General features: G+C 39.6%; 20 protein-coding genes. 9 read left to right on the top strand and 11 right to left on the bottom strand.

All coding sequences use genetic code 11. From position 1 onward, the window contains the following. The first annotated feature begins 199 nt into the window (after nt 1-199). Nucleotides 200-751 carry a TetR/AcrR family transcriptional regulator gene (locus tag IE222_RS23810; protein ID WP_191276880.1) on the top strand — a complete coding sequence of 184 codons (552 nt, stop codon included), beginning with the start codon at nt 200-202 and terminating at the stop codon, nt 749-751. Nucleotides 752-871: 120 nt separating this feature from the next. Further along, nucleotides 872-2980 carry an MMPL family transporter gene (locus IE222_RS23805; protein ID WP_191276879.1) on the top strand — a complete coding sequence of 703 codons (2109 nt, stop codon included), beginning with the start codon at nt 872-874 and terminating at the stop codon, nt 2978-2980. Between the two features lie 85 nt (nt 2981-3065). Here the strand turns inward: IE222_RS23805 and IE222_RS23800 are convergent, their stop codons facing one another. Then, complete coding sequence (locus IE222_RS23800) at nt 3066-3959, bottom strand: LysR family transcriptional regulator (protein WP_191276878.1); 894 nt, start codon at nt 3957-3959, stop codon at nt 3066-3068. A gap of 121 nt (nt 3960-4080) precedes the next feature. Here IE222_RS23800 and IE222_RS23795 point away from each other — a divergent pair, with 121 nt between their 5' ends. Continuing rightward, nucleotides 4081-4623 (top strand): flavodoxin family protein, encoded by a 543-nt coding sequence (locus IE222_RS23795; protein WP_191276877.1) that lies wholly within the window; start codon nt 4081-4083, stop codon nt 4621-4623. A gap of 80 nt (nt 4624-4703) precedes the next feature. Here IE222_RS23795 and IE222_RS23790 read toward each other — a convergent pair whose 3' ends face one another. Next, the gene (locus tag IE222_RS23790) at nt 4704-5582 is read right to left on the bottom strand and encodes an alkaline phosphatase family protein (protein WP_191276876.1); all 879 of its coding nucleotides are present in this window, start codon (nt 5580-5582) and stop codon (nt 4704-4706) included. A gap of 209 nt (nt 5583-5791) precedes the next feature. Here IE222_RS23790 and IE222_RS23785 point away from each other — a divergent pair, with 209 nt between their 5' ends. Next, nucleotides 5792-6541 carry an SDR family NAD(P)-dependent oxidoreductase gene (locus IE222_RS23785; RefSeq protein ID WP_191276875.1) on the top strand — a complete coding sequence of 250 codons (750 nt, stop codon included), beginning with the start codon at nt 5792-5794 and terminating at the stop codon, nt 6539-6541. 177 nt (nt 6542-6718) lie between these two features. Here IE222_RS23785 and IE222_RS23780 read toward each other — a convergent pair whose 3' ends face one another. Continuing rightward, nucleotides 6719-8011 carry a Glu/Leu/Phe/Val family dehydrogenase gene (locus IE222_RS23780; protein WP_191276874.1) on the bottom strand — a complete coding sequence of 431 codons (1293 nt, stop codon included), beginning with the start codon at nt 8009-8011 and terminating at the stop codon, nt 6719-6721. A 338-nt stretch (nt 8012-8349) separates the two neighbouring features. Between IE222_RS23780 and IE222_RS23775 the strand changes: the two genes are divergently transcribed. Together IE222_RS23775 and IE222_RS23770 are read left to right on the top strand one after the other, a co-directional pair. Further along, nucleotides 8350-9507, top strand: coding sequence for a trans-sulfuration enzyme family protein (locus IE222_RS23775; RefSeq protein WP_191276873.1), 1158 nt, complete (start codon nt 8350-8352; stop codon nt 9505-9507). Between the two features lie 189 nt (nt 9508-9696). Then, nucleotides 9697-11097: a sigma-54 interaction domain-containing protein gene (locus IE222_RS23770; protein WP_191276872.1), complete on the top strand. Its 1401-nt coding sequence runs from the start codon at nt 9697-9699 to the stop codon at nt 11095-11097. Between the two features lie 112 nt (nt 11098-11209). Here IE222_RS23770 and IE222_RS23765 read toward each other — a convergent pair whose 3' ends face one another. Both IE222_RS23765 and IE222_RS23760 read right to left on the bottom strand, forming a co-directional pair. Beyond that, on the bottom strand, nt 11210-11644 hold the full coding sequence (locus IE222_RS23765) for a hypothetical protein (RefSeq protein WP_223282873.1): 435 nt from the start codon (nt 11642-11644) through the stop codon (nt 11210-11212). A gap of 404 nt (nt 11645-12048) precedes the next feature. Next, a complete protein-coding gene (locus IE222_RS23760; RefSeq protein ID WP_223282872.1) occupies nt 12049-13224 on the bottom strand; it encodes a DedA family protein in 1176 nt (391 codons plus the stop codon). A 383-nt stretch (nt 13225-13607) separates the two neighbouring features. On the opposite strand from IE222_RS23760, the gene IE222_RS23755 reads away from it, so the two are divergent. Both IE222_RS23755 and IE222_RS23750 read left to right on the top strand, forming a co-directional pair. Then, complete coding sequence (locus tag IE222_RS23755; RefSeq protein WP_191276870.1) at nt 13608-14450, top strand: alpha/beta hydrolase; 843 nt, start codon at nt 13608-13610, stop codon at nt 14448-14450. 109 nt (nt 14451-14559) lie between these two features. Further along, nucleotides 14560-15804 carry an aminopeptidase gene (locus IE222_RS23750; RefSeq protein WP_191276869.1) on the top strand — a complete coding sequence of 415 codons (1245 nt, stop codon included), beginning with the start codon at nt 14560-14562 and terminating at the stop codon, nt 15802-15804. Between the two features lie 730 nt (nt 15805-16534). Here IE222_RS23750 and IE222_RS23745 read toward each other — a convergent pair. The 3 genes from IE222_RS23745 to IE222_RS23735 all read right to left on the bottom strand — a co-directional run bounded on the left by IE222_RS23745 (nt 16535) and on the right by IE222_RS23735 (nt 23139). Continuing rightward, a complete protein-coding gene (locus IE222_RS23745) occupies nt 16535-17686 on the bottom strand; it encodes a C40 family peptidase (RefSeq protein WP_191276881.1) in 1152 nt (383 codons plus the stop codon). A gap of 181 nt (nt 17687-17867) precedes the next feature. Continuing rightward, nucleotides 17868-19448: an amidohydrolase gene (locus tag IE222_RS23740; protein ID WP_191276868.1), complete on the bottom strand. Its 1581-nt coding sequence runs from the start codon at nt 19446-19448 to the stop codon at nt 17868-17870. Between the two features lie 307 nt (nt 19449-19755). Then, entirely contained in the window at nt 19756-23139 is a 3384-nt protein-coding gene (locus tag IE222_RS23735; protein ID WP_191276867.1) for a S8 family peptidase, read from the bottom strand. A gap of 248 nt (nt 23140-23387) precedes the next feature. Between IE222_RS23735 and IE222_RS23730 the strand changes: the two genes are divergently transcribed. Further along, on the top strand, nt 23388-23765 hold the full coding sequence (locus IE222_RS23730; protein ID WP_191276866.1) for a YkvA family protein: 378 nt from the start codon (nt 23388-23390) through the stop codon (nt 23763-23765). Between the two features lie 65 nt (nt 23766-23830). Here the strand turns inward: IE222_RS23730 and wrbA are convergent, their stop codons facing one another. Genes wrbA through IE222_RS23715 form a run of 3 tightly spaced genes read right to left on the bottom strand, consistent with a single transcriptional unit; the run spans nt 23831 to nt 26165 of the window. After that, nucleotides 23831-24496, bottom strand: a complete 666-nt coding sequence (gene wrbA / locus IE222_RS23725) for an NAD(P)H:quinone oxidoreductase (RefSeq protein ID WP_191276865.1) — start codon at nt 24494-24496, stop codon at nt 23831-23833. 43 nt (nt 24497-24539) lie between these two features. Continuing rightward, nucleotides 24540-25163 (bottom strand): alpha/beta hydrolase, encoded by a 624-nt coding sequence (locus IE222_RS23720; protein WP_191276864.1) that lies wholly within the window; start codon nt 25161-25163, stop codon nt 24540-24542. Nucleotides 25164-25196: 33 nt separating this feature from the next. Further along, nucleotides 25197-26165, bottom strand: coding sequence for a ring-cleaving dioxygenase (locus IE222_RS23715; RefSeq protein ID WP_191276863.1), 969 nt, complete (start codon nt 26163-26165; stop codon nt 25197-25199). Between the last annotated feature and the right edge of the window lie 17 nt (nt 26166-26182).

Below are 26182 nucleotides of genomic sequence, written 5' to 3'. Positions count from 1 at the left end.
ATAGATGCTCTTCCCGGTTTTTGGGCAATGCAGCCTTCTTCCTTTGACCAAAATAGATGCTCTTCCCGGTTTTCGGGCAATGCAGCCATTTGCTTCTTTTAATAATCTCCCCTATTATTTTCAACGAATTTTAAACAGTTTTTATGACTTTATTTCTCATTAGGCATTTCGTTGTATATAATAGGGCTGAGGTGAGTGTATGGCACGGGAACGCAAATTCTCCACAGATGAATTATTTCAAGCAACTAAGGAACTGCTGCTGAGTCATGGCTATGAGGCCTTTACGTTTAGTTTGCTGGCTGACAGCTTACAGGTATCTCGCGGTGCACTTTATAAATACTATGAAAATAAGGAAGAGCTCATCACGAACTATTACTTTTATGAAATGGACCAATATTTGCTCAAGCTGAAACAAATAGATCTACACCAGGGGTTTGAGGCACAATTTAACTACCTGTTGAACCTGATGTTTAGTTACTCTGACATTCAGAAGCTAATCAAAATCGGCCAGCGGGTACCAGACCATGAAGAAAAATTTAAGACACTCCATACCGATATGTACCAATACTTACAAGACTTTGTGGAATTAGGGAAAAAGGAAGGGAAACTGAAGCGCGACCTTCCAAATAATTTGATTTTGGGGTACATTTTCCAATCTGTTGCCATCCCCAATCATGCGGATATCCCCCATCCCGTTTGGGTCAGCTCCATTAAAGAAATTATTTGTCATGGAATGTTCATAAACAACTAAATTGACACATATGTTACTTTAAATGATAATAAAAGTGACATATATGTCATTTTATTTTTTTCAAAAGTGACACTCATGTCACTTTAAGGATTCCTATAAAGAAGGGAGTAAATAAACTCGATGAAGTCATTTCTACAAGCGATTACCGATCGCGTTTCGACTAAAAAGGGAATGTGGATCACGCTTGCTGCTTGGTTGGTTCTCACCATGTTACTAGCGGTATTTGCGCCAAGTTCCAAGGACTATGAAGTATCCCGAATCGATTCTCTGCCAAATGATGCAAAATCCGTTATTGCTCAAAAAAAGATGGATCATTATTTTCCTAATAATGAGGGAACCCCTGCTATTCTAGTTTTTCAATCCAAAGATGGAGAAGTAGAGGTTCAAAAGCTTAGTGAGGTCCTAGACAAAATAAAGGAAAAAAATATTAAAGGAATCGATCAGATTATCCCGATTGCCTCACTTCCACCTCAAGCAGCTGCCGGCTTTTTTTCAGATGATAAGAAAACAGCTATCGTTCCGTTAACCTTTGATGCCTCACTTGAAACCAAGGAATTAAGAGATTCCCTGGCTGCGGTTAAGGAAGTTGCCAAAGATGCGACGGATTATAAATTGTATGTTACCGGACCTGCCGGGATTGCTGCTGATTCTCTTGATCTATTTTCCCGCGCTGATGTGGTTCTGATTTTATCAACAGTCGGTTTAATTCTTGTTTTGTTAATCGTGATTTATCGCTCGCCGTTATTGGCTTTTATTCCACTTCTTGCAGCTGCCTTTGTCTATGAGGTAGTCAATCAGATTTTGGGAATCATGGGCGCAGCGGGGCTTGCTTTAAGTAATCAGACATTGTCGATTATGTCGATTCTGTTATTTGCTGCAATGATTGATTATTCCTTATTCGTTTTTTCTCGGTACCGTGAAGAACTCACAAGTCATGAAAGCAAGTTTCAGGCGATGAAGGAAGCAATGCGGGAAACGGGTATGCCGGTCTTCTTCTCTGGTGGAACGGTTCTGGCTGCCATGCTGGTGTTATTCTTTGCTCAGTTTGGCGACTACCGAAACTTTGCCCCAACCTTTGCAACGACAATGGCCGTGATTATGGTGGCATCCATCACGCTTGTTCCTGCCTTGTTTACCTTGTTTGGCAGGAAGTCCTTCTGGCCGAAAATACCTCATGTAGGTCAGCAGTTTGCCAGCAAGCATGTTGTTTGGGGGAAAATTGGGCGCTTTGTTGTTAAAAAGCCTGCTCTATCTGTTATTGTTATCGGAATTTTCCTATTAGTATCAGCAAGTAACCTATTTAATCTAAAATATGAATATGACACGATGAAATCATTCCCTAAAGATATGCCTTCACGTCAGGGCTATGAAATTTTAGCTAAGGAATTTGGGGGCGGTGATTTGGCGCCGACCACTGTGGTGTTTGAATCTAAGGGCACCGTTACGGCTGAACAGCAGGAAAAATTAAAAGCCGCATTGGAGAGTCAGCCCCTCGTAGACAACGTTCGCTTAAGCGGTAAAGCAAAAGATGACTCGGTGCTTTATTACAGTTTAACATTTGAAGGAAATCCGTATTCGGTTAAAACAATTGACGCACTGGAAAAAACCATTAATCATTCTAAGAGAATTGTTACTGACAGCGGGCTTAAGGGCAAGTTGTTTTTTGCCGGTGAAACGGCCGTTAAAGTGGATGACCGTAATGTCAATGACCGCGATGTTGCTGTGATTGTGACGCTGGAGACGATTTTAATCTTCGTCTTGTTGATTGTTTTAACAAGGTCGTTTAAAATGCCGATTTATATGATGGGCACTATCCTAATTTCGTTCTTTGCCGCATTAGGATTAGGCACCTTCTTAAGTAATCTGATTTTCGGGATAGATACCATCAGCGACCGCGTGCCGCTTTATGCCTTCGTCTTCTTGGTCGCCTTGGGAATTGACTATAATATCATTCTCGTCTCAAGGTTCCAGGAAGAAAGAGCGAAGCATAATGTTAAGGAAGCGGTAGAAATTGCGGTTACCAACACGGGCGGCGTCATTTCCTCGGCCGGTTTGATACTGGCAGCCACCTTTGCCGTCTTAATGACACAGCCAATCCAACTGCTTTTTATTTTCGGCTTTATTGTTGCTGTAGGAATCCTGCTTGATACCTTCTTAATTAGAGGAATATTATTACCAGGGTTAATTGTTTTATTGGAAAAAGATAAAAGGGTTAGTGAGAATAAGTAAAACATGGGGACGGATCATACGTCTCATTCTTTGAATGAGGCAAGGGGACCGTCCCCTTGTTTCAAAAAATAACTAGTCTTTTGAATTAATAGTTTTTAAATGTTTGTCGCGTTAAATCAATAAAAGCCTTTAAAGGCGGTGTCATCCATTTGTCTTTATGCCAGGCTATTTGAGTATACGTGGGAGCTGCGGTATTTTTCCATCCTAGCTTATTCATTCTCCCCACTCTAATATCTTCCTCTACTGCCATCATTGGTAACAAAGCGATTCCGAGCCCTGCTATTACACATTGTCTTATTGCTTCTATGCTTCCAAATTCTATTTTATTTAATGAGGACACTCCTGCTGAACGGAAAATGCCTTCAAAAATGTTACGGTAGGAACAGCCGGCTTCCGTCAACAGAAGTGTTTCATGTTGCAGGTCTTCTGACGATACTTCAAATTTCTCCTTTAACGGATGGGTAGATGATGCGACGATTACAAGTTCCTCTTTGATTAATGGTTCTATTACCAGCGCTTCCCCAGGCCTACATGTATCCATAATGAAAGCTACATCGAGTACCCCCGCTGCTAGCTGTTCCCTTGCCATTTCATCAGAATGAGCCGGTTTAAAAACAAGCTTAACCTTAGGGAATTGAGATTTAAATTCTTTTAAAATCGGTGGAAGCCTATAGGTACATTGGCTTTCCTGAGCTCCTACTATCAGTGTGCCTGTCTGTTCTTCTGATCCACTTACAATCAACTTTGCCTCTTCACTTATTCTAATCATTTTTTCCGCGTAGGCTTTAAACTGGTATCCAGCCTTTGTTAAAAATAACCGCTTCCCTAGTCGTTCAAACAGCGGTGTTCCCAATTCAGACTCAAGGGCTTTTATTTGCGCCGTTACACTTGATTGTGCAAAATTTAAAAGTTTAGCTGTTTGGGTGAAATTTAAATTTTCTGCAGCTATTGTAAATGTTATCAATTGTTTGATTTCCATTCCATCACCTAATCGTTATTATCGATTGATTCAATCAAAATAATCATCTTTATTGATTGATAATTACATTATAAAATATCAATGATCGTAATAAAAGTTATTTAAAGGAGAGAATGAGCTGATGACAATCGCGGTTATTTACGGAGGTACCCGACCAGACGGAAACACAGAAACATTAACGGAACAAGCCATTCAAGGGATCAAGGTAGAAAAAATATTTTTACGGGATTTTCATATTCAGTCGATTATCGATGGTCGACATACAGAAGAAGGATTCCAAGCTGTAGATGATGATTATAACTCCATTATTGATCGGGTTTTACCACATGACATTCTCATTTTTTCTACACCTATTTACTGGTATAGCATGTCTGGCACAATGAAAAATTTTATTGATCGCTGGTCACAAACATTAAGAGATGAAAAATACGCAGATTTTAAAAAGCAAATGTCACAGAAAAAAGCCTTTGTTATTGCTGTAGGAGGAGATGACCCTACTATCAAAGGATTACCAATGATACAACAGTTTCAACATATCTTTGATTTTATGGGAATCTCATTTGAAGGGTACATTCTAGGAGAAGGAAATAAACCGGGAGACATTCTGAATGATAAGAATGCTTTATTCGCAGCTAATCAACTACAAAAAGGGTTTATCAATTAGATTTGCTAAAAGACGGGGACGGTTCCTGCTTTTCATTTCTTGCCAATGAAACAGGAGAACCGTCCATATTTAATCTTATGTTATTTCCATATGTTCTTTATAGGTTCTACCCTCTCGCTTTCACCCAAATGCTTTAAACCGTATAGGTCTTCAAGGGTTCTTAATAGATTGTAGTGATTTAGCTTTTCGTTGTATTGGCCAGGCTTGACCATTGGGCCGACGAAAAAGGTTGGGATTTTGTTGTCTTGTGAGTAATCGTCCTCGTCCCATGTTACGATCAATAAACTGTTATGGTTTTTTGCCCATTGGACATATGGGTCGATATATTTCCTCAGCCAATCATCCGCCTCCTTTATGGAGCCGTCATGCATATCATTGCGTAAGGCAGGGATAACGAATGAAACCGTCGGCAATTTCGAAAAATCCTTTGGAAAATTTGTCAATGGCTGATTTGCCTCTTTCGGAACATTGGTGAAGTTCACCCATGGATTATGCTTACGTGCATAGCCGCCGGAACCCGTAGACTCCCTATCAAAGCCAACGGAAGGAAGATCTTCCGAGAAGCCAACAAACGTATAGTTTTTAGCAATCAGCTCACTTGCCAAATTATCTGTTGAAAATTTCACTTTAGGAACCTTATCATTGGTCACACCTTGATTGGACCCTGAAAACAAATCCAAATAGTTAGGCTGACTCGGATGTTCAATCGCATAATAATTGGTAAAGTTTGCACCCTCTTTCATAAGGGAATTGATATAAAGTGCCTTCTTATTCCCTTCAATTGCTTCTTGTGACCGATTTTCTTCAACCACAATGACGATATGATCAATTTTTGGAGACTTTTCCTCTGCAGCTGTATTTGGGGAGGATGGATTCTGTTTTTTAGGCTGATGATTAGGTGCACATGCATTTAATATGACGAAGAGTAATATGATGAGAATTCCCCATTTTTTTAACAATTCGTATGCCTTCTTTCCTTTTAATTCTTAATTCTATTATTAACCAAGGAGCATAAAAATGAACAGTATTTGCGAAAAGAATAAGGCTTGACTTGAGGACAAGCATCGTCGTCAAAGCTTAAAAGTTAGAATTATAAAAAGCACGAAACAGAAGCAACATGCCCGTGATTCATGTGTGTTATATTTCAAATAGGAAGGATGTGTGGAAAATGAGTTTTTCCAATAAAACCGTGATTGTAACAGGCGCTGGCAATGGAATTGGGAAAGGAATTGCACTGCTTTATGCTGATAGGGGAGCTAATGTAGTATTAGCGGACATGGATGAAAAGGCAGGCATTGAAACTGCTGAGAGGATCAACGTTCAGGGCGGCAAGGCTATTTTTGTACATACAGATGTTAGACAGGAAGCAGATATTGTCGAGCTGATGGAAACAGCCTATAAAGCATATGGTCAGATTGATATTTTAATCAATAATGCTGGAAAAGGAATGTTCAAGTCACCTTACGAACTTACAATTGAAGAGTGGGATGATGTGATTAACACCAACTTAAGAAGTGTGTTCCTTGGGTCGCGAGAAGCAGCCAAATATATGCGAAAAAACAAGGATGGTGGCTCCATCGTCAATATTGCCTCGACAAGGGCCATCATGTCAGAGCCTAACTCTGAGGCTTATGCAGCTACAAAAGGCGCGATTGTCGCTATTACTCATGCCCTTGCTGCCTCATTTGGCGAAGACCGGATTACAGTCAATGCCATTTCTCCAGGTTGGATTGAAACAGGGGATTACGCGAAATTAAGCAAAGCGGATCATGAGCAGCATTTTTCAAAGCGTGTTGGAAAACCTGACGATATTGCCCGTGCCTGTCTTTATTTAACGGCCAAAGAAAATGACTTTGTCACAGGCATAAATCTTGTTGTTGACGGCGGGATGACACGAAAAATGATCTATGAGGAGTAATAGTTGGCTGGTGTTTCAATCAAACGTTTGATTTATGCCGATTATCTGCACTATTTGTGACAATATCTATACTTTTTCAATGGATATCTACACTTTTTGAAATTGATATCTACATTTGGACCAGAGAGGCAAAAGAACTCTTTCCATCTTAAAGGAAAGAGTTCTTTCAATTATCATTTATACCCAGCCACGGAAGCGGGATGCTTCTGCGACTTTTTTGATTCCGACCATATAGGCAGCTAAGCGCATATCCACACCATGTGCTTCAGCTGTTTGATAAATATTTTCAAAAGAATTGGTCATGACTGCCACAAGCTTTTCATTAACTTCTTCTTCTGACCAATAATATCCTTGATTATTTTGTACCCATTCAAAATAGGATACAGTTACCCCCCCAGCACTTGCTAAAATATCAGGAACTAGCAGAATGCCGCGCTCTGTTAAACTATTGGTAGCTTCAAGGGTTGTAGGACCGTTAGCGGCTTCAACAACGATGGAAGCCTTAATATTCCCTGCATTTTGAGCCGTAATTTGGTTTGAAATCGCCGCAGGAACAAGAATATCACACTCTAATTCAAGCAATTCACTATTAGTAATCGTATTATCAAATAATTTCGAGAAGGTGCCGAAGCTGTCTCTTTTATCTAAAAGATAATCAATATCTAGTCCTTCAGGGTCATACACACCGCCATAGACATCTGAAACAGCTACAACTTTGGCACCTGCATCATGCAGGAATTTAGCCAAAAAGCTGCCGGCATTACCAAAGCCTTGAATGACTACCCGTGCGCCTTGCAGTTCCATTCCTTTTTTCTTTACCGCTTGTTCAATGCACATCGTCACACCAGCTGCTGTTGCAGTTTCTCGGCCTTTTGAGCCCCCTAAGACAATCGGTTTCCCAGTGATAAATGCTGGTGAATCAAACTCACGTAACCGGCTGTACTCGTCCATCATCCAGGCCATAATCTGTGAATTCGTGTATACATCCGGTGCCGGAATATCCTTAGTTGGACCTACAATTTGGCTAATTGCGCGAACATAGCCGCGGCTTAGTCTTTCAAGCTCTCTAAAAGACATTTTTCTAGGATCGCAAATAATTCCGCCCTTACCACCGCCATAAGGAAGATCAGTAATGCCGCACTTTAAACTCATCCAAATTGATAAAGCTTTTACTTCTTCTTCGTCTACCTCCGGATGAAAACGGACTCCACCTTTTGTCGGACCTACTGCGTCATTATGCTGAGAACGATAACCTGTAAAGATTTGGACAGAACCGTCATCCATTCTAACTGGAATCCGGACCGTCAACATGCGAATTGGCTCTTTTAATAGCTCAAACATTTCATCTGAATAACCTAATTTTGAAAGTGCCTTTTGGATTACGGTTTGGGTCGAATAAAATAAATTTAATGACTCCTGTTCTTTTTGCTGTTCCTTTGTTATTTCATTTGTCAGTGTACTTTTAGACATACATGACACCCCTTATTATATTGGTAAGCATGGTTGAACGTTTTTGCTCACAATACATATTGCAAGTTTCGTGCCAATAAAATTTCGTTGTCTTATAAGCATTTACCCCTATCAAACGCCAATATTTTTTGCTGTAAACATAAACAATTGAAAGATAACCGCAAAATAATTTTGCTCATCTAAAATTTGTGGACGGTTCTTGTGTTTCAATGGATGTAAAATAACCATCTCCACTCTTCACTAGGCAGCAGATTGAATTAGGTTTACTTCTTTAGCATACATACTTCATAATAAAATTAATATAGAGCAATTTTCAGACTATTAAGGAGGAATCATAAATGAATTATTCAACAAAACTGGTAAAAGTAAATAAGGATCCCGGACATGGGTCACACATCTCCCCCGTTTATTTGACTTCAACGTTTGTTTTTGATGATGCCGAAATTGGAGCAAAGCGGTTCGCGGGGGAAGACCCTGGATTTATGTATTCTCGTCTAGGAAACCCCAATGTTCGTGAGTTGGAAGAAAAGGTAGCTGCACTGGAGTTTGGTGAAGGCTGCTTGGCGTTCTCATCAGGAATGGCTGCCATAACTGGCTGCTTCTTAGGAATTTTACAAGCAGGAGATCACGTGGTTGCACACACAGCATTATATGGAGCTACTCACGCATTTTTAACTACAACTATAAAGAAGTTTGGAATTGATGTGACATTTGTACCGTTTAAAACCGGTGAAGAGCTTGAACCTCACATCACAGATCGAACGAAAGTGGTCTATTTTGAAACCCCTTCCAATCCTACACTTTCATTAGTGGACATGGAAAGTGTAGCAGCAATTTCCAGACAAAAGGGAGCTTTGACCATTGTTGATAATACATTTTTATCACCCTATTTACAAAATCCTATTCTACATGGAATCGATATTGTCGTCCATAGCGCCACAAAGTATCTATCCGGGCATGGATATCTTATCGGCGGATTAGTCATTTCTAGAAAGGATATTATCGATCCAATGCGAAAAGAAGTGCAGAAAAATATGGGTGCCAATCTTTCTCCAATGGATGCCTGGCTGCTTTATCAAGGGATCCGAACCTTACACATTCGCATGGACCGCTCGCAGGAAAATGCGCAAATTTTGGCTCAGCGCTTAGCAAATCATAAGGCCGTTGACAAAGTATATTTTCCTGGACTGGCAAATTTCGAAGATAAAAATATTATGGAGAAACAAATGAAAGGTCCTGGAGCGATGATTTCATTTATTTTAAAGGGAGGATATGAAACAGGGGTCAAACTTATGAATTCAGTTAAACTAAGTACTTTAGCAGTTTCACTAGGAGATGTGGGGACACTCATTCAACATCCAGCGTCAATGACACACGCCATAATCCCTAAGGAAGAACGTGAAAAAGCAGGTATCGATGATGGGCTCGTTCGTTTTTCAGTCGGAATTGAGGATGTAGAAGATATTTGGAAGGATCTCGAAATGGCATTGGGTTAACCAACAGAAATAAAGATATGTTTTCATATACTGTATCCCTTTTGTAAGGCAAATTCTATACATAAGGGATTTTCCTTTTTCCCCCAAAACCAAGATGCCCCATTTATGATAATGCAAAATTATTTTGCAGCAATCCGTTTTTTTTGGTTAAATAGAGGCATTAGGATTAGACAAGGGGTATGTGCCATCATGAAAAATTCACAGACTGATTTGATATATTTAACCCAGATGTATAAACGGATTTTAGACGAGGTAGACGTTGGGGTACATGCTGTTGATGAAACAGGAAAAACGATTATTTATAATAAAAAAATGATGCAAATGGAGTCGATGGATCTTCACGATGTAATCGATAAAAATTTACTAGACGTGTTTATGTTTAAAGATGACCAAGCTAGTACTCTTGTAAAAGCGCTCCAAGATGGTAAGGAAACAAGTAACGTAAAGCAGACTTATTTTAATAATAAGGGTCATGAAATTACAACCATCAACAATACGATTCCCATCTATGATGGTGAGAAACTGCAGGGTGCTGTTGAAATTGCAAACGATGTAACAAAGCTGGAACGGCTGATGAAAAGCAATATGAACAAGGGGCCCGCTAAATATACGTTTGATAATATTATCGGAAGAAGTGCTGCCATTAAGGAAGTAATTGAATCAGCTCGCCGGGCCACAAGAACCTCTTCCTATGTATTAATCGTCGGAGATACAGGTACTGGTAAAGAGCTTTTTGCCCAAAGCATTCATAACGCAAGTGACCGTTTATCTGGTCCGTTTATTTCACAGAACTGTGCTGCATTACCGGATAATTTAATTGAGAGCCTTCTATTTGGTACAAAACGGGGAGCCTTTACTGGCGCCATGGATACTCCTGGATTATTTGAACAGGCAAACGGGGGCACCTTGCTGCTCGATGAGATTAACTCCCTTAATTTAAATCTACAGGCAAAATTGCTTCGCGTCCTGCAGGAGAAAACAATTAGACGCATTGGGGATACGAAGGATACACCTGTTGATGTGAGGGTTATTGCGAATATGAATGAAGACCCAATTGAAGCCATTGCGAATAATCGGATGCGCAAAGACCTATTTTATCGCTTGGGAGTCGTTACCGTTTTTGTCCCGCCGCTAAAAGATCGTAAAGAGGATATACCCTTATTGGTGGATCATTTCATTGAAAAATATAATCAGCGTTTTCATATGAATGTAAAAGGATTATCCGAGGAGGTCAAATCTTCTTTCTTAGAGTATGATTGGCATGGGAATGTTCGTGAACTTGAGCATATTATCGAAGCAGCCATGAACATTATGATCGATGAGGAATACATTATGTACTCTCATTTACCATACCAATATCGAAGCAAAGCGCAAATAAGAGAAAGAATGATGCCTGTTTCCACTGTGGATACGTTCATGAAAGAAAATGCTGATGTGACTGTACCGCTCAAAGAACAAATGGAATTATTCGAAAAAACCTACGTCGAGCACGTCTTAAAAAAACATGATTTCAACATCTCAAAGGCAGCCAAAGCACTCGGACTAAGCCGCCAAAGCCTGCAATATCGAATGAAAAAATTAAACCTTTAGAAAAATATATAACGGGTTCTTTTTTGATAGGGAAGGCTCCTATTTTAAGGGGTAAATCGCTGTAAAAATAACAATACAAATCACAAATAAAAGAGCAGGAAATTCCTGCTCTTTACTTATTGAATAAAATATTTTCTAATGTCTTTGCATTATTTTTATCTAAAGTTCCATACCCTTCTTTTTCATTATTGCTAATAATTGTTGCGGTATCATTACTTTGATTGAACCAAATCCCGTATTCAAATAACCTTTCAGGCATATTCTCATCGTACTTAAAAAATAAAGTTGCCTTTACATCTTCTTTTCTAGCTATTTTAGGTTCTATATCAGGTTCCCACTTAATTTGTTTAAATGTTTTTCTTAACACATCTATCGTTTCTTTATCAGCAATCACTAAAGCTTCTTCATAACTTTCATCTTTAACCACTTCAACATCTACTCTAATAAGTTGATTTAAATTAAATTCATTCGGGGTTTTATTTGTACAGCCTATTAGAAACATTGCGAAAGTAATACTGATGATAAGGTAAATATCCGTGCGTTTCAACAAAAAATCCTCCTATTATCTAAGTCTCTATTAGATTATACAGCATTTTCCAAATAGAACCTTTAACTATCTAAAATAAGGTATGTCATTGATTTTAAATTTTCTTATTTAATCCCAAGTAGTAGTGCAAGGTTGAGTAATCAATGTAACCATAGATTTAGCATTATCATCAATAAAGACAATACCAATGTCCAACTAAAATTTATATGCTAATCTTGTGCTATTTTATCTATGATTTTAATAAGAAACCTTAATTAACAACAAAAATCACAGAACAAAAATTTGTTACTTTGTCTGTGATTCGATATTTATTTTCAACTTTACTCTCCCAAAAGAAAACCCGTTAAAAAATATAGGGACGGTTCTTTATTTCCTTTTAAGAAATAAAAGAACCGTCCCATATTTTAAGCTTTTTCCAATACAAGCCGTAACATTTCAAATAACAAGAAATTAAAAAAGATCCATACAGCACCATACACGTATCCCCCGACAATATCGCTAGGCAGTACATTGATTATTGCTATATTTGTAATTGCTAAACCAATTAATATGAATAAGATTAATAACGCTGCAAAAACTGGAGCCACTCCTGTTTTTGCATGACGGACAAGTAAAAAGAAACAAACTCCATAAATGATGATGATCGTAGCAGCATGTAAATCAGGGAAATTCTCAGAATGAAATTTGCCTACGAAACCAAAGGATTCCAGAAACGATAATGCCTTGGTTATAAAATCATGAAAAGGCTTTGCTCCCAATATGGTTACTAAGAGCAGCAAATATTCTAGAGCCCTGTTTCTTCCCTTTCTCCAAATGCGCAGAATGGTAAGCACTATGATAAAACAAAGTACATATGTGGATCTAAAAATAAAGAATCCTTTCATCCAAGACTGATAAACTACAGAATTAACCATATAATTAGTTACTTCATTAAACTCGGTAAAGTCGTTAGCCAAATAGTCTTGAGCTAGCCCCATCATGAAGGAGACCATTCCAATTAATACTAAAGCGAGACAAATAAGAAATATTTCGGTTGCTCTTATCGTTTTTAGGTGAAGCATCAACCTTTTTAATACTTGAATAAAAAGGTCCTTAATTTGATTTTTATAGAATCGATAGATCAAAAAGACTGCTAATAAAATTGCTAAAACGATAATAAACATAACAAAATATTTACTTGCTGCATGATGAAATGCCTGCCATTGTGGTCCTAATACTTTTCCTAATGTAATAAAACAAAAGCCCCATAAAAAGGAACCTGTATACGCTGGAATAATAAATTTCTGAAATGACAATCTAGAAATCCCAGAAATATAACCAGTGAAATGTCTGACTCCAGGAATGAAGTAAGCAAAGATTAATAATTTACTCCCTGACCGTTCAAACCAAGCGGCTGTTTTTTTATATTTTTCAGGTCCAAGGTGAATATATTTCCCATATTTTTCAATCAGCTTATATCCTCCGGCCCTGCCAATCCAATACGTTATTGTAATCCCTGCTCCCCCTGAAAAAAAGACAGTCAGAAGCGCCAAAAGATAATTCATCTTCCCCTGATAGACAAAGTATCCTGCATAACTCATTAAAAATTCTCCCGATATCGGGAGTGCCATAAGTTCTAAAAAAATCCCACCAAATAATATAAGGTAGCTGTGTTGTTCAAATAAAGAGAGTAAATAAGACATAAATGCCTCCGAATTTATGCACTAAACATTAATATGGTGCTGCAGCTGTAATTCTTTTTATTAATTTACCACGATTTTTAAATTAAATTACCACCTTAATACATTTTTAATACTTTATTAAACCAAAGGAAAGGTTCTAGAGTTCAAGATTAAGATGAAATTAGCATTGAAAAGGGGTTTTTTGGACAATCTAACCTTGACACATAAGGGACGGTTTCATCTGCTTCCAGTAAGTAAGAAAACTCGTTCCCCATGTTACCTATAAGAAAGGGTGGTTTGTATTGAAGAAACGATATTTGCTGCTGATGATGATTGTTTTTATAGCAGGATTGAATTTTTGTCAGACTGCAGAAGGAAAAGAATTTAAGCAAAGGAACCTTACATATGGGGACGATCCGAGACAAAAACTTGATGTTTATGCGCCTAATATAAAAAGCAGCCATTCATATCCCGTTATCATTTATGTTCATGGCGGGGGCTGGATGCGGGGAGATAAATTTAATGTCGCAGATAAGCCTTCTTTTTTTATAAATAAAGGATATGTATTTGTCTCTGTTAATTACCGCCTTTCACCTAAGGTTACGTACAAGGAAATGGCCAAGGATATTTCCTCTGCTATTAAATGGGTCCATGATCACGCTGCGCAATATCATATCGACAAAAACAGAATTAATTTGATGGGCCATTCTGCAGGAGGACATTTGGTGACCCTCATTGCAACAAACCCTCACTTTTTGAATCAAGCTGGTCTTACCCAAGAAATGGTCAACTCTGTGGTAAACCTAGATGGTCCCATTGATTTGGTAGAATATATCCCAAAAAATGAAAGATATAAAAAGGTGTTCGGACAAGATCGTCAAGTATGGGCTGAAGCATCTCCTGTTTCCTATGCCGGACAGCAGCAATTGCCGCCAATGCTGTTGGTCGGGCCTGAAAGAAGTTCCACTTCTTTGTTTATAAAAGAAACTACAAATGCTAGTAATAGCGTACAGATGTTTAAAACACACACACTGACACACAAAGAAATTACTAAGCTGCTAGGGGCAGGAAATAGTCCAGAAGAGGCACGAAATATGACAACAGCTGTGATTGGTTTTTTAAAAACATACAATCAAAGCAGATAACTATTGCCTTCTTTGGTCAAAGGCAAAAATTAAAAGGGAGTAAAAAATAGTTAGTTTTCTGACAACTATGCTACTATAATGATAAATACTAAATTTTGGAGGTAATAAGATGGTACTCCCTAACTTTGAAGAGAATTTAAAAAAATATGCAAAGCTTTTAGCGGCAAAAGGAATCAATGTTCAGCCCGGCGATTGGGTAAAAATGACAATAAACGTTGATCAGGCTCCTTTGGCCCGTTTAGTTACTAAAGAGGTTTATGCTTTAGGCGCGGAAAAAGTAATCGTGAAGTGGTCCGATGATGAAATCACGAAACAGCATTACTTACACCAGCCAACAGAAGTACTAACGAATATTCCTGATTACGAAATCCAAGAATCCGAGGATCACGTGTTAAACCATCGCGTCAGCCGCCTGTCTATTATCTCAAGTGATCCAGGTTTACTTAATGAAGCTGATCCTGCCAAAGTCGCTGCTTATCAAAGTGTTGCTGGAAAAGCGTTCAAGGCACAGCGGACAGCGACCCAAAACGATGACCTGAAATGGACGGTTGCCGCAGCTGCAGGTGCCGGCTGGGCAGCGAAAGTATTCCCTGACTTGAAAACTTCTGAAGAACAAGTTGATGCCTTATGGGATCAAATTTTCAAAACCTGCCGTGTTTATGAGAACGATCCAATTGCTGCTTGGGACGAACATAAAAAGACATTAAATGAAAAAGCGGCAAAATTAAATGAAATCCAATTTGATGCCCTGCACTATACAGCACCTGGCACCGATTTAACTTTAGGCCTGCCTAAAAACCATATTTGGGCATGTGCAGAAAGCTATAATCCAAAAGGCGAAGAATTCATTGCCAACATGCCGACTGAGGAAGTCTTTACCGCCCCTGATACGCACCGTATGGAAGGTGTTGTCCGCAGTACAAAGCCTTTAAGCTACGCCGGCACGCTAATTGAAGGAATTGAAGTGCACTTTAAAGAAGGCAAAATTGTTGATATTTCAGCTGAAAAAGGGGATGAAGCGATCAAGAAGCTGGTGTTTGATAACGACGGCGGTACAGGCCTAGGTGAAGTCGCTCTCGTACCAGACCCATCACCGATTTCACAATCCGGGATTATCTTCTTTAATACACTATTTGATGAGAATGCATCCAATCACCTAGCAATTGGAGCAGCCTACCCAACCACCATTCAAGGCGGTACCAAAATGAGTGAGGAAGAATTACTGAAAAACGGCATGAACACCTCAACGGTCCACGTCGACTTTATGATTGGCTCCAACCAAATGAACATTGACGGCATCAAACAAGACGGCACAGTTGTACCTATCTTCCGTAACGGAGACTGGGCAATTTAAAGAAACATGGGGACATTCTAATCTTCTGAAAAAGTTACGGCGATGGTGAGCAAGGAAAAAATGCACATTGACTCGTCCAATAAACACAAGTGCCAGAGAAATCGCCTATAAAGCGCACATTGACGTGGCCTATGAACGCGTGTACAAGAGAAATCGCCTTTGAAGTGCACATTGAAGTGTTCAATGAACGCGAGTGCCAGAGAAATCACCGATGAAGTGCACATTGACTCGGTCTATGAACGCGTGTACAAGAGAAATCGCCGATGAAGCGTACATTGAAGTGTTCAATGAACGCGAGTGCCTAGAAAATCGCCGATGAAGTGCACATTGACGCGTCCAATGAACGCGGGTGCCTAGAATATCACCGATGAAGTGCACATTGACGTGTCCAATGAACGCGAGTGCCTAGAATATCACCGATGAAGTGCACATTGACGCGTCCAATGAACGCGAGTGCCAGAGAAATCGCCGATGAAGCGCACATTGACGCGGTCTATGAACGCGAGTACAAGAGAAATCACCAATGAAGTGTACATTGAAGGGATACAATAAAAGATGGCAACAATAAGCAATCGTGTCATCCCAAAAAAGGATAACAGATCACAAAGAGTTGTCCTTATATCCATTATTAATTCTTAATTTTTTCCCTACTATTTTTCTGTACTTTTGGACGGCTCTTTTGTTCCTAAAAAGGAAGCAAAACAGCCGTCCCCAAGCAATACTATATACTTTATTTTACTGATTTGGCTCCTAAATAACGAGTTTTCCAATATGAGTTATTCATATCGGTGATCATTACACCTGTACTTGTCCCAGCGTGAATAAACTTATTGTCCCCAATATAGATGCCTGCATGGGATGGACCTTTTCCAAATGTATTATAATAAACAATATCACCCTTTTGCGGGTTGGAAACAGAAGTGCCTGCATCCCATAGAGCCGCAACAGTTCTTGCGATCGATATACCCTTCTTATTAAAAACATAATTTAAAAAGCCTGAGCAATCAAAACCTGCAGGCGTTGTTCCACCCCAAACATATGATACGCCAATATATTTCTTAGCCTCCGAGATTAGTTCATCAGCATTAATTGAAGAATTCACTTTTGGTAATTCGGGTGCTTTTGGAGCCGGCACTGTTATGCCATCTGAAGATAATTTCAAGACTTGTCCTACATATATGATATCGCTCGATAAATTGTTATAGGACGTTAATTGCGTTAAAGTCAAACCATAGATTTTTGCGATAATAGATAAAGAATCACCGGTTTTGACGGTATATGTTTTGGCTGTCTCCGGCACCACAGGCAGCTGGCTGTTGGATGCTGCTGGAATCTTTATGACTTGTCCCACCTTAATTACATCTGACGAAAGATTGTTTATCTTTCTAAGTTCTGCAACTGAGGTATTATAAACTTTGGCAATAACTGATAAACTGTCGCCGGACTTTACTGTATATTCTTTAGTAATTGGAGTTGTAATAGGAGTTTGGCCACCTGTGATAATTGGTACTTCTAACACTTGGCCTATATTAATTATATCTGAAGATAAATGATTGATGGATTTTATTTCTGAAACAGTAGTATTGTGCACTCTTGCAATTAGTGAAAGACTATCACCAGCTTTTACTGTGTACTTCGTTGTTTGTATTTGGGGTGAATTTGGAATGGTGAAGGAAAGTTCTTGACCAACATAAATTGTCGGTGATGATAAATGATTATACTCCATAACCTCTTGTACGGAAAGATGATGTTCTGAAGCAATTTTCCACAAGGAATCACCAGATTGAACTTTATACATTAACTCCTCTGCTTTCGCTTGATTGGAATAATTAACAGCCAAAACTCCAATAGCAGCAACAGACGTAATAATGTATTTTTTCAATACAACACTCTCCCCATGTATAGAATTAATCTCTTGTATAATTTCTTTCATCCGCTCAACAGAAACTATCATAACCTGTATTAGTGATTGCTTGTACCCTAAAAATTTTTCCAATAAAAAAACACGGAGGCAATTCTGCTGCTTCCTTAAAAAGAAGCAAGAGAATCGCTTCCGTGTTTCATTATGCTCTTTCAAATACGATTTGTCCTGCAACAACTGTTTTTACAGTTTGTGCTTCTAGCATGTCCTCTGATGTTCCGGCAAATAAGTCTCGGTCGAAAACAGAGAAGTCGGCAGCGTAGCCTGGTTTAATAAGGCCTCGCTCGTGCTCTTTATTAATGGCTTGGGCACTGCCAACTGTATACATTCGGATTGCTTCAAAACGAGAAATCTTTTGTTCCGGAATGTAACCATCATGCTCGGCATATGGCTTTTTCCGTTCAACTGCCCCATAAATAGATGAAAGCGGGTTAATATCCTCTACCGGTGCATCTGTTCCAGCTGCACACATAATCCCCCTGTCCAAAAGGGTTTTCCAAGGATACGCAAATTCCAGCCGCTCCTCGCCGAGACGGTCGATCACCCAAGGGAAGTCTGATGGAACAAAGGCTGGCTGGACATCGACAACAATCGGTAATTGTGCCATTCGCTCGACTAAATCTTCGCGTAACACACAGCCATGAATCAAGCGATCGCGCTTTCCTTCCGGTACTGGATATTTTTCAATCGCATTCAAAACTTGTTCTGCTCCGGCATCGCCAATGATATGAACAGCAACGGCTTCACCATATTTACGGGCAAGTTTGACTAATCCCTCCAGCTGCTCGTCTGTTTGAATAAATAACCCATTTTGCTCGGGCTGATCAGCATACGGCTGTGATAAGGCTGCTGTCGAACCTCCTAAAGCCCCGTCAGCAAAAATTTTCATCGCACCCGGCTCAATAAATGGTTCATCAAATTGAACATCTGCTTTCATCATCTCTTCAAATACGGCATTATGACGGAGCAGGTTCACTCTGAAATGACGCTTCTCGCCAATAACTCGGCGAAAGGCGGTTAATGGATTCATAAAGGCCCCAAAATAACTCATATCCTCTGTATGTCCGCCCGTTATGCCCAGTGACAGCATATTATCAACAGCCAGGTTCAACTCGTCAACCAAAGAATCAATATAGGCTTCCCCTTCCCGTGGAATAGCATTTGTCACGAACTCAGAAGCTCTATCGTATAAAAGACCGTTTAGTTTCCCCGAAGCATCACGACCAATTTCACCGCCAGCCGGAGATTCGCTTATATCAGTAATCCCCCCGGCGGCAAGTGTCGCTGAATTCCCAAGGACAACATGGTGGCAAACACGTGTTAATAAAATCGGCTCTTTACGGATGGCATCCAGTTCTTCCATCGTCGGAATCCGCTTGTCCGCAAAATTATTCTCATTCCAGCCTTCGCCAAACAGCCATTTATCAGCAGGCGTTGTCTTCGCAGCTTCTTTCACCATTTCTAGCATTTCTTCTGCTGAACTTGCCTTCGTTAAGTCTAAGCGAATTAATTTTTGCCCTTGAAAAATCATATGAAGATGACTGTCGACGAACCCTGGATACATTGCAGCACCTTGCAAATCAATTAGTTCATCCGCTTTTCCGCTAAGCTCAGAAAATGCTCCAACCGCAAGAATTGTATCCTCCTCTACAAGGACCGCTTCTACCGTTTCATTTTCTTTTACCATTGTGTAAATCGTTCCGCCATACCATAGCTGTTTCATAAATAGGACCCCTTTTTTCAAATCTTACCGAAACTACTATCCTAAAATTACTATTGTATAGCAAATTCAGCAAGTTTTTAATATTCTTTCGTCTGCATTATCGAAAGGGTTGCTTATAACTGTTCTACCGTTGTCATCATAAACTGTCGATATTCCACACCTTTTTATCTAGTTAGTCTATCCTTAAACTGTTGGATCTCTTTTGCCTTTCCATTCCCAACAATTAACACATAAAAAAAGAAGCACAGGGCTGTTCCTTTGACTCCCTAATAAGGAAGCAAGAGAACTGTCCCGTGCTCTAATTTGTCTATTTCTTCGATTTCTTCACAGTAACTTTTGTCGCCTTACTTGTATTCCCTGCAGCATCTTTTGCCGTAACCGTCAGGACTGTTCCTGCTTTTTGCTTCTTAATTACTACTTTGAACTTTCCTTTTGCATCAGCTTTTTTTGTTCCAATTACTTTTCCTTTAAGCTTAACAACTACTGTTGCTTTGGCTTCTGTTTTTCCTGTCACAACCTTATGTTGGCTGGTCACAACATTTACTCTTGGTGCAGCTGGAGCGGTTTTGTCCTTTACAACCACCTTTGCTGCTTTACTTACATTACCGCTAGCGTCTTTTGCCGTAACGAAAAGAACTGTTCCTGCCTTTTGCTTTTTAATCGCTATGCTGAACTTTCCTTTTGCATCGGCTTTTTTTGTTCCGATTGTTTTCCCCTTAAGCTTGACTATTACTGTTGCTTTGGCTTCTGCTTTTCCCGTCACCACTTTACTATGGTCGGTCATAACATTTACTTTTGGTGCAGCTGGGGCGGTTTTGTCCTTTACAACTACCTTTAAAGCCTTGCTCACATTCCCGCTAGCATCTTTTGCCGTAACAAAAAGAACCGTTCCTGCCTTTTGCTTTTTAATCGCTACACTGAACTTTCCTTTTGCATCGGCTTTTTTCGTTCCGATTGTTTTGCCATTATTCTTCACAATGACCGTAGCATTAGCTTCCGTTGTTCCCGTCACGGACTGATCACGGTCACTGACGGCCAAGACTTTCGGCGCGACAGGAGGAATTTTGTCCAAAACGATAACCTTTGCCGCTTCACTTTCTTTTCCGGAAATGCTCGTCGCTGTCACAAACAATGATGTTCCAGCTTTTTGCTTTTTAATACTTACTGTAAAGTGACCGTTGGCGTCGGTATCAGCCTCACCAAGTACTGTTGATTTTGTTTTCACTTTTACAGTCGTTCCTACTGCCGCTTCTCCGGTCACTGCCTCATCAAGGTTACTTACTTGATTAACATATGGAATTTCAGGGACCATCGTATCTTTTACAATCACTTTAACCTTTGTCTCAGACATTCCGTTTTTGGCAGTCAATTGAAGTACTTGATTAGCCATTTGCGGCTTGATGGTAACGCTGAATTTACCGTCAGCTTTTGCTGTTGTTGTTCCTAGCAGCGTATCCCCGTTCTTCACTTCAATTCGGGTGTCTTTTTCAGCGGTACCGGTTACTTTCGTGTCATTATCCGTTAAATCATTAACGGATATTTTTAAATCTGCTGCACTGAATGCGCTCCACGCATTCAATCTTCCCCAGCCTGATGCATTATCATATCCAGGTTGTGCAGGCTGAGTAGGAAAAGGATATTCAGGGTCATAATAACCTTCATCATTATTGACATCTTCAACAGCCACATCATCAGCAGTTTCCGTTAAAATTTGCTTTATTTCATCAGGTGTCAAATTTGGATTTTGTGCAAGGAGCAGCCCGGCAACTGCTGACACATGTGGTGCCGCCATGGATGTACCGCTTAAAAACGTTACATTTCCATTAGGGAGTAAGCTTGGAATCTCCGTCCCTGGTGCGACTAAATCAAGACCCTCACCGTAATTGGAATAATCAGAAACGATGTCAAGTCTGCTTGTTGCTCCAACAGCAATGGCTCGATCTGAAGAAGCCGGGTGAGATACTTGCATACTTCCATCATTTCCGGATGCTGCGACAACAGTCACATTTTTTGACGCAGCATATTTCAGCATATCCTCAATAACCCTGCTTTTCCCTCCGCCTAGACTAAGATTAATGACTTTTGCGCCATGGTCTACAGCATATTTAATCCCTAAAGCGATTTGGTCACTATCGCCGGATCCAGAGGCATCAAGTACTTTTACCGGTAAAATTTTTGCTTTTGGGTTTATACCGGCTATGGAATAATTGTTATCAGCAGCAGCCGCAATAATACCAGCCACATGTGTCCCATGACCTTCATCGTCATACGGGTCGTTGTCACGATTGACAAAATCATAGCCTTCTGAACTTATTGTCTCCTCTTCAAAATCAGCCAATGTATTATCAACGCCTGTATCAACAACGGCAATTAAAACATCTTGAAGCTTTCTTTGTTTTACTATCTGCTGTAATTTCCCAAATTTAATATCTGCATCTGTTTTGCCCGAATCTTGTCCTGTATTTTCCAAGGACCACTGATTTTGATAGTAAATATCTTGAGCTTGTTTATGATATTTATGAACCGGCTCCGCATATTCAACTTCCGGCAATTTCGCAAATTGATTTGCCAGTGCCTGTACATTGCTGTTTACCTTTAAAACAAATGTGCTGCCAAGTACAGGGTCATTTGATTTTAATGACGCTGCGGAAAAGCCAAGTGTTCTAGACTTTTGCTGAAGGTTGCTTACCATTTTTCCATCTTTCAGTTTTACGATGATTCGATTTGTGTCACTGTTTGAAAACGCCAAGTTTGACTTTTTAAAAACATCCGAAACTTTTTGATTGGTAAGTGTGACAAGCCCAATTTCTTTTGCCTTCTTTTCAATTTCTGCCTTTACATGATCAGGTACATTTTTCAAAACAATTTCATATAACTCGTTAATTGCTTTTTGATCATCAGCTGAGAAGCGGTAGCTGCTTTGATCGCTGTTTGCTGCGATGTCCTTAAAGAACGGTTTCAGTTGAACAAGATCTTTGTACACCGTCTCTTTTACGTCTTTATCCAAGACCATTTTTGTTACAAGATACGGTGCCGCCTTATAATAAAGAGCTGATAGTTGTTTTCCTTGCTCTGTTTTTGATAAAAGGTTGTCTCTTACAGACCGAAGCTGTGATAAAATTTCTACACCTGATGCCTTTTTTTCCGTACTTAATTCAACAGGACATGCTTCGCCTACTATCGACCCCGGAGGCAGGTTGATCCCCTCATAACCAATTTGATAGATGGAGTTTATCGGCTCAAAAGGTTCCTCTGTTTCTGGATCCATTTCCATTTCACCATAATATCCGCCGTAAAACTCTACTTTAATATAATAAGGACCCTTCCAAGCATGAGGCATATCAATTTGTACCGGCCCCTCACTTATGTATGCCCGATAAGCATCAAATGTTTCATCTTTTTTTGCCCGTTCGAGATTAGAATATACCGAGATTGCCCCCTCAAACGACCCCGTCATTTTGATTCTCATATGGGTATCTTTAGCGATTTCAGCTTGAGTTGGGACTACTTTGTACCAATGAATTTGCCCAGGTTGATTAAATTCCTTCTCAATAACTTGTCCTTTTTCCAATTGAAACGTCTCATCCGGTATGTCGATGTCAGCTTTCGCAGCAATCGGCTGAAGCAAGCTGACAAATAAGGAAAAGATAAGCACCAATGATGCAAACCTTCCAAAAACTCTTTTATTCATACAATCCCCCTCCAAATTCTATTAAATTAGCAAAACACTAGAATAGTTTACCAAATAATAGAATATATTTCTAGTTTAGGGTTATAAATCCATATTTAGAAAAACGAAATGAAATGAACAATTCCTCGCTTCCTTTCGAATAAAGCAGCAGACCGTCCCTTATGTTTCACCTTCTACGTATTGATATTTTATAATAAACTTAGAATGAGTGAGGTATGGAGACATGATTTCTGTTTGGGGGAGATAAAATGGGAGAGGCGCTTGCTAATTTAAAAACAAAAGCCAAAAAGATGAAAAGGGATATTTTCGTTTTAGTTGAAGTAGCTAAACATCCGACTACCCCTATATATGTTAAATTGTTGGCAATGTTTGTTGTAGCATACGCCTTTAGTCCGATTGATTTAATTCCTGATTTCATTCCTATATTAGGTTATTTAGATGATATGATCTTGGTCCCATTAGGAATTATTTTAGTATTGAAGTTGATGCCAAAAGAAGTTCTAGAGGAATGCCGGGAAAATGTGGAGAAGTCTGAAAAGGTAAAACAGAAAAACTGGATTGCGGGGACCATCATCATACTACTTTGGATTGGCATTTTATTCTGGATTGTATCATTATTTTTGTAATTAGGACTTGGAAAATATTCCCAAAATAAAAGCTAATCGAACTTGTCGATTAGCTCTCGTATCTATTATTGATTTGCTTTTTTCACCCATTCTGCAACCGTTACAGTCCGCTTCGCTTGGTGTTTTACTGCTGCCTGCACATCTTCAATCATTTTTCCATCTTGGCCAACTGTAACACTTGTTCCATATGGGTTACCGCCTGCTCCAAATGTTACAGGGTCAGTATAACCAGGAGCAGCAACAATTGCACCCCAATGATACATTGACGTATAGAGTGATAAAATGGTTGCCTCTTGGCCGCCATGAGGATTTTGCGCCGATGTCATGGCGCTCACAACCTTATTCACCAGCTTCCCATTAAACCAAAGGCCGCCAGTTGTGTCTAGGAATTGCTTCATTTGTGATGGCATATTACCAAATCGAGTTGGCACACTGAAAATAATAGCATCTGCCCATTCAAGGTCATCCAATTTAACTTCTGGTACATCTTTTGTTGCTTCTACATGTGCTTTCCAAACAGGATTCCCTTCAATCGCTGATTGTGGGGCTAGTTCAGGAACTTTTAATACCTTTACTTCTGCCCCAGCTTCTTTTGCTCCTTCTTCGGCCCACTTTGATAATTGATAATTTGTTCCACCCATACTGTAATAAATCACTGCCAATTTCACATTTGTCATTGTTTTTGTCTCCTTTTCAGATGAACTTCCAAATAACTTTGATAAAAAACTCATTTTTATCCCTGCCTTATTATTTCGCTCTTCTCAAATAATATCCCTAAAAACTATTGTTTTTATTATAGAATTGTTTATACCACCGGGCCGCAGCCGCCGCTTCTTCATTTGTCAATTGATGCCCCCGATTCTCCCAGTGAAGTTCCACCTTTGCATTTGCCTTTTCTAATAATGATTGCAATTCAGCTGATTCTAAAGGTGAACAAATAGGGTCATTCGTTCCAGCAGCAATAAACACGGACTTTCCTGATAGATCAGGCAGATCAATTCCTTTTCTCGGCACCATTGGATGATGGAGAATCGCACCTTTTAATGCATGTTGATAGTGAAACAATAAACTGGCGGCAATATTCGCTCCGTTTGAATAGCCAATAGCAATAATATTATCACGGTTAAACCTATACTTTTCCGCCGCTTCATCAAGAAATCCATTTAATTCCTTCGTTCGAAAAATAAGATCTTCCTCATCAAACACACCTTCCGCTAATCTTCGAAAGAATCGCGGCATTCCATTCTCTAATACATTCCCATGGACACTTAAAACAGATGCCTTATCATCAATTATTCCCGCAAGCGGCAGCAGGTCTAATTCATTGCCGCCAGTCCCATGAAGCAATACTAACGTTGGCTTTGTCGGATCTTTACCCTTATTGAATATATGTTTCATTAGGTATCTCCCTCTTTACTTCATTGTCCTAATTCAATTTAATTCTAGAGGCCGTAAGTTTGCTTCAATCTCTTTGCGGCGCGGCTCTAAAAATGGCGGTAAGGCCAATGTTTGCCCCATTGTTTCCATTGGTTCATCTGTAGCAAACCCTGGTGTGTCTGTCGATAATTCAAACAAAATACCATTTGGCTCTCTAAAATATAACGCTTTAAAATAATAACGTTCCACCTTACCTGAGTTTGGGAGGCGGTTATCCTTTAAACGCTGAGCCCATTGATCATATTCTTCTTCATTCGGGACTCGGAATGCAACATGGTGCACACCACCACGGCCAAGTCGTGCTCTTGGCAGGTCTGGTCTTGTTTCAATATGAACTTCAGCCCCGGTGCCGCCTTCACCAGTGGCATAAACTAAAATCTCAGGATGATCTCCTTCAAGAGATGGATAGGAGCCAACAAAGCGGAATCCCATCACTTCAGTAAGCACTCCAATCGTTGGTTCCGCGATTCCAACCGTAAGGGTTACAGGTCCTAGGCCAATAATGGCATGTTCTAACGGAATATCATCACGATGCCAAGGAATACCCGCTCTTACACCTTTTTCACCATTATCAGCAACAAGAATGATTCGAGTTCCATCGTAATCTCTAAAAGCTAACGTATCACGATACGCTCTTTTTTCAATCTCACCATGTTCAATCCCATACTGAATAAAACGTTCTTTCCAAAACAGTAATGACTCTGTACTTGGAACTCTTAAAGATACAGTGGAAATATCAGATGTTCCTCTGTATGAATTTCCTAGCCCTGGGATGTCAAAAAAAGTGACCTCTGTACCAGGAGTACCTTCGGCATCGGCATAGAATAGATGATAGGACTTTGTATCGTCTTGATTGACTGTTTTCTTCACCAATCTCATCCCTAAAATCTTTGTAAAGAACTCATAATTCTTTTCCGCTTTGCCAGTCATAATTGATACATGATGTAAGCCTAATAGTTTCATCTCACTCACTCCTTCTT

Origin of the sequence: Neobacillus kokaensis, from assembly GCF_014656545.1 — a bacterium.
Lineage (GTDB): Bacteria > Bacillota > Bacilli > Bacillales > Cytobacillaceae > Neobacillus > Neobacillus kokaensis.
The sequence above is the reverse complement of the archived record's forward strand: the minus strand, read 5'-3'. Positions and strand labels throughout refer to the sequence as shown.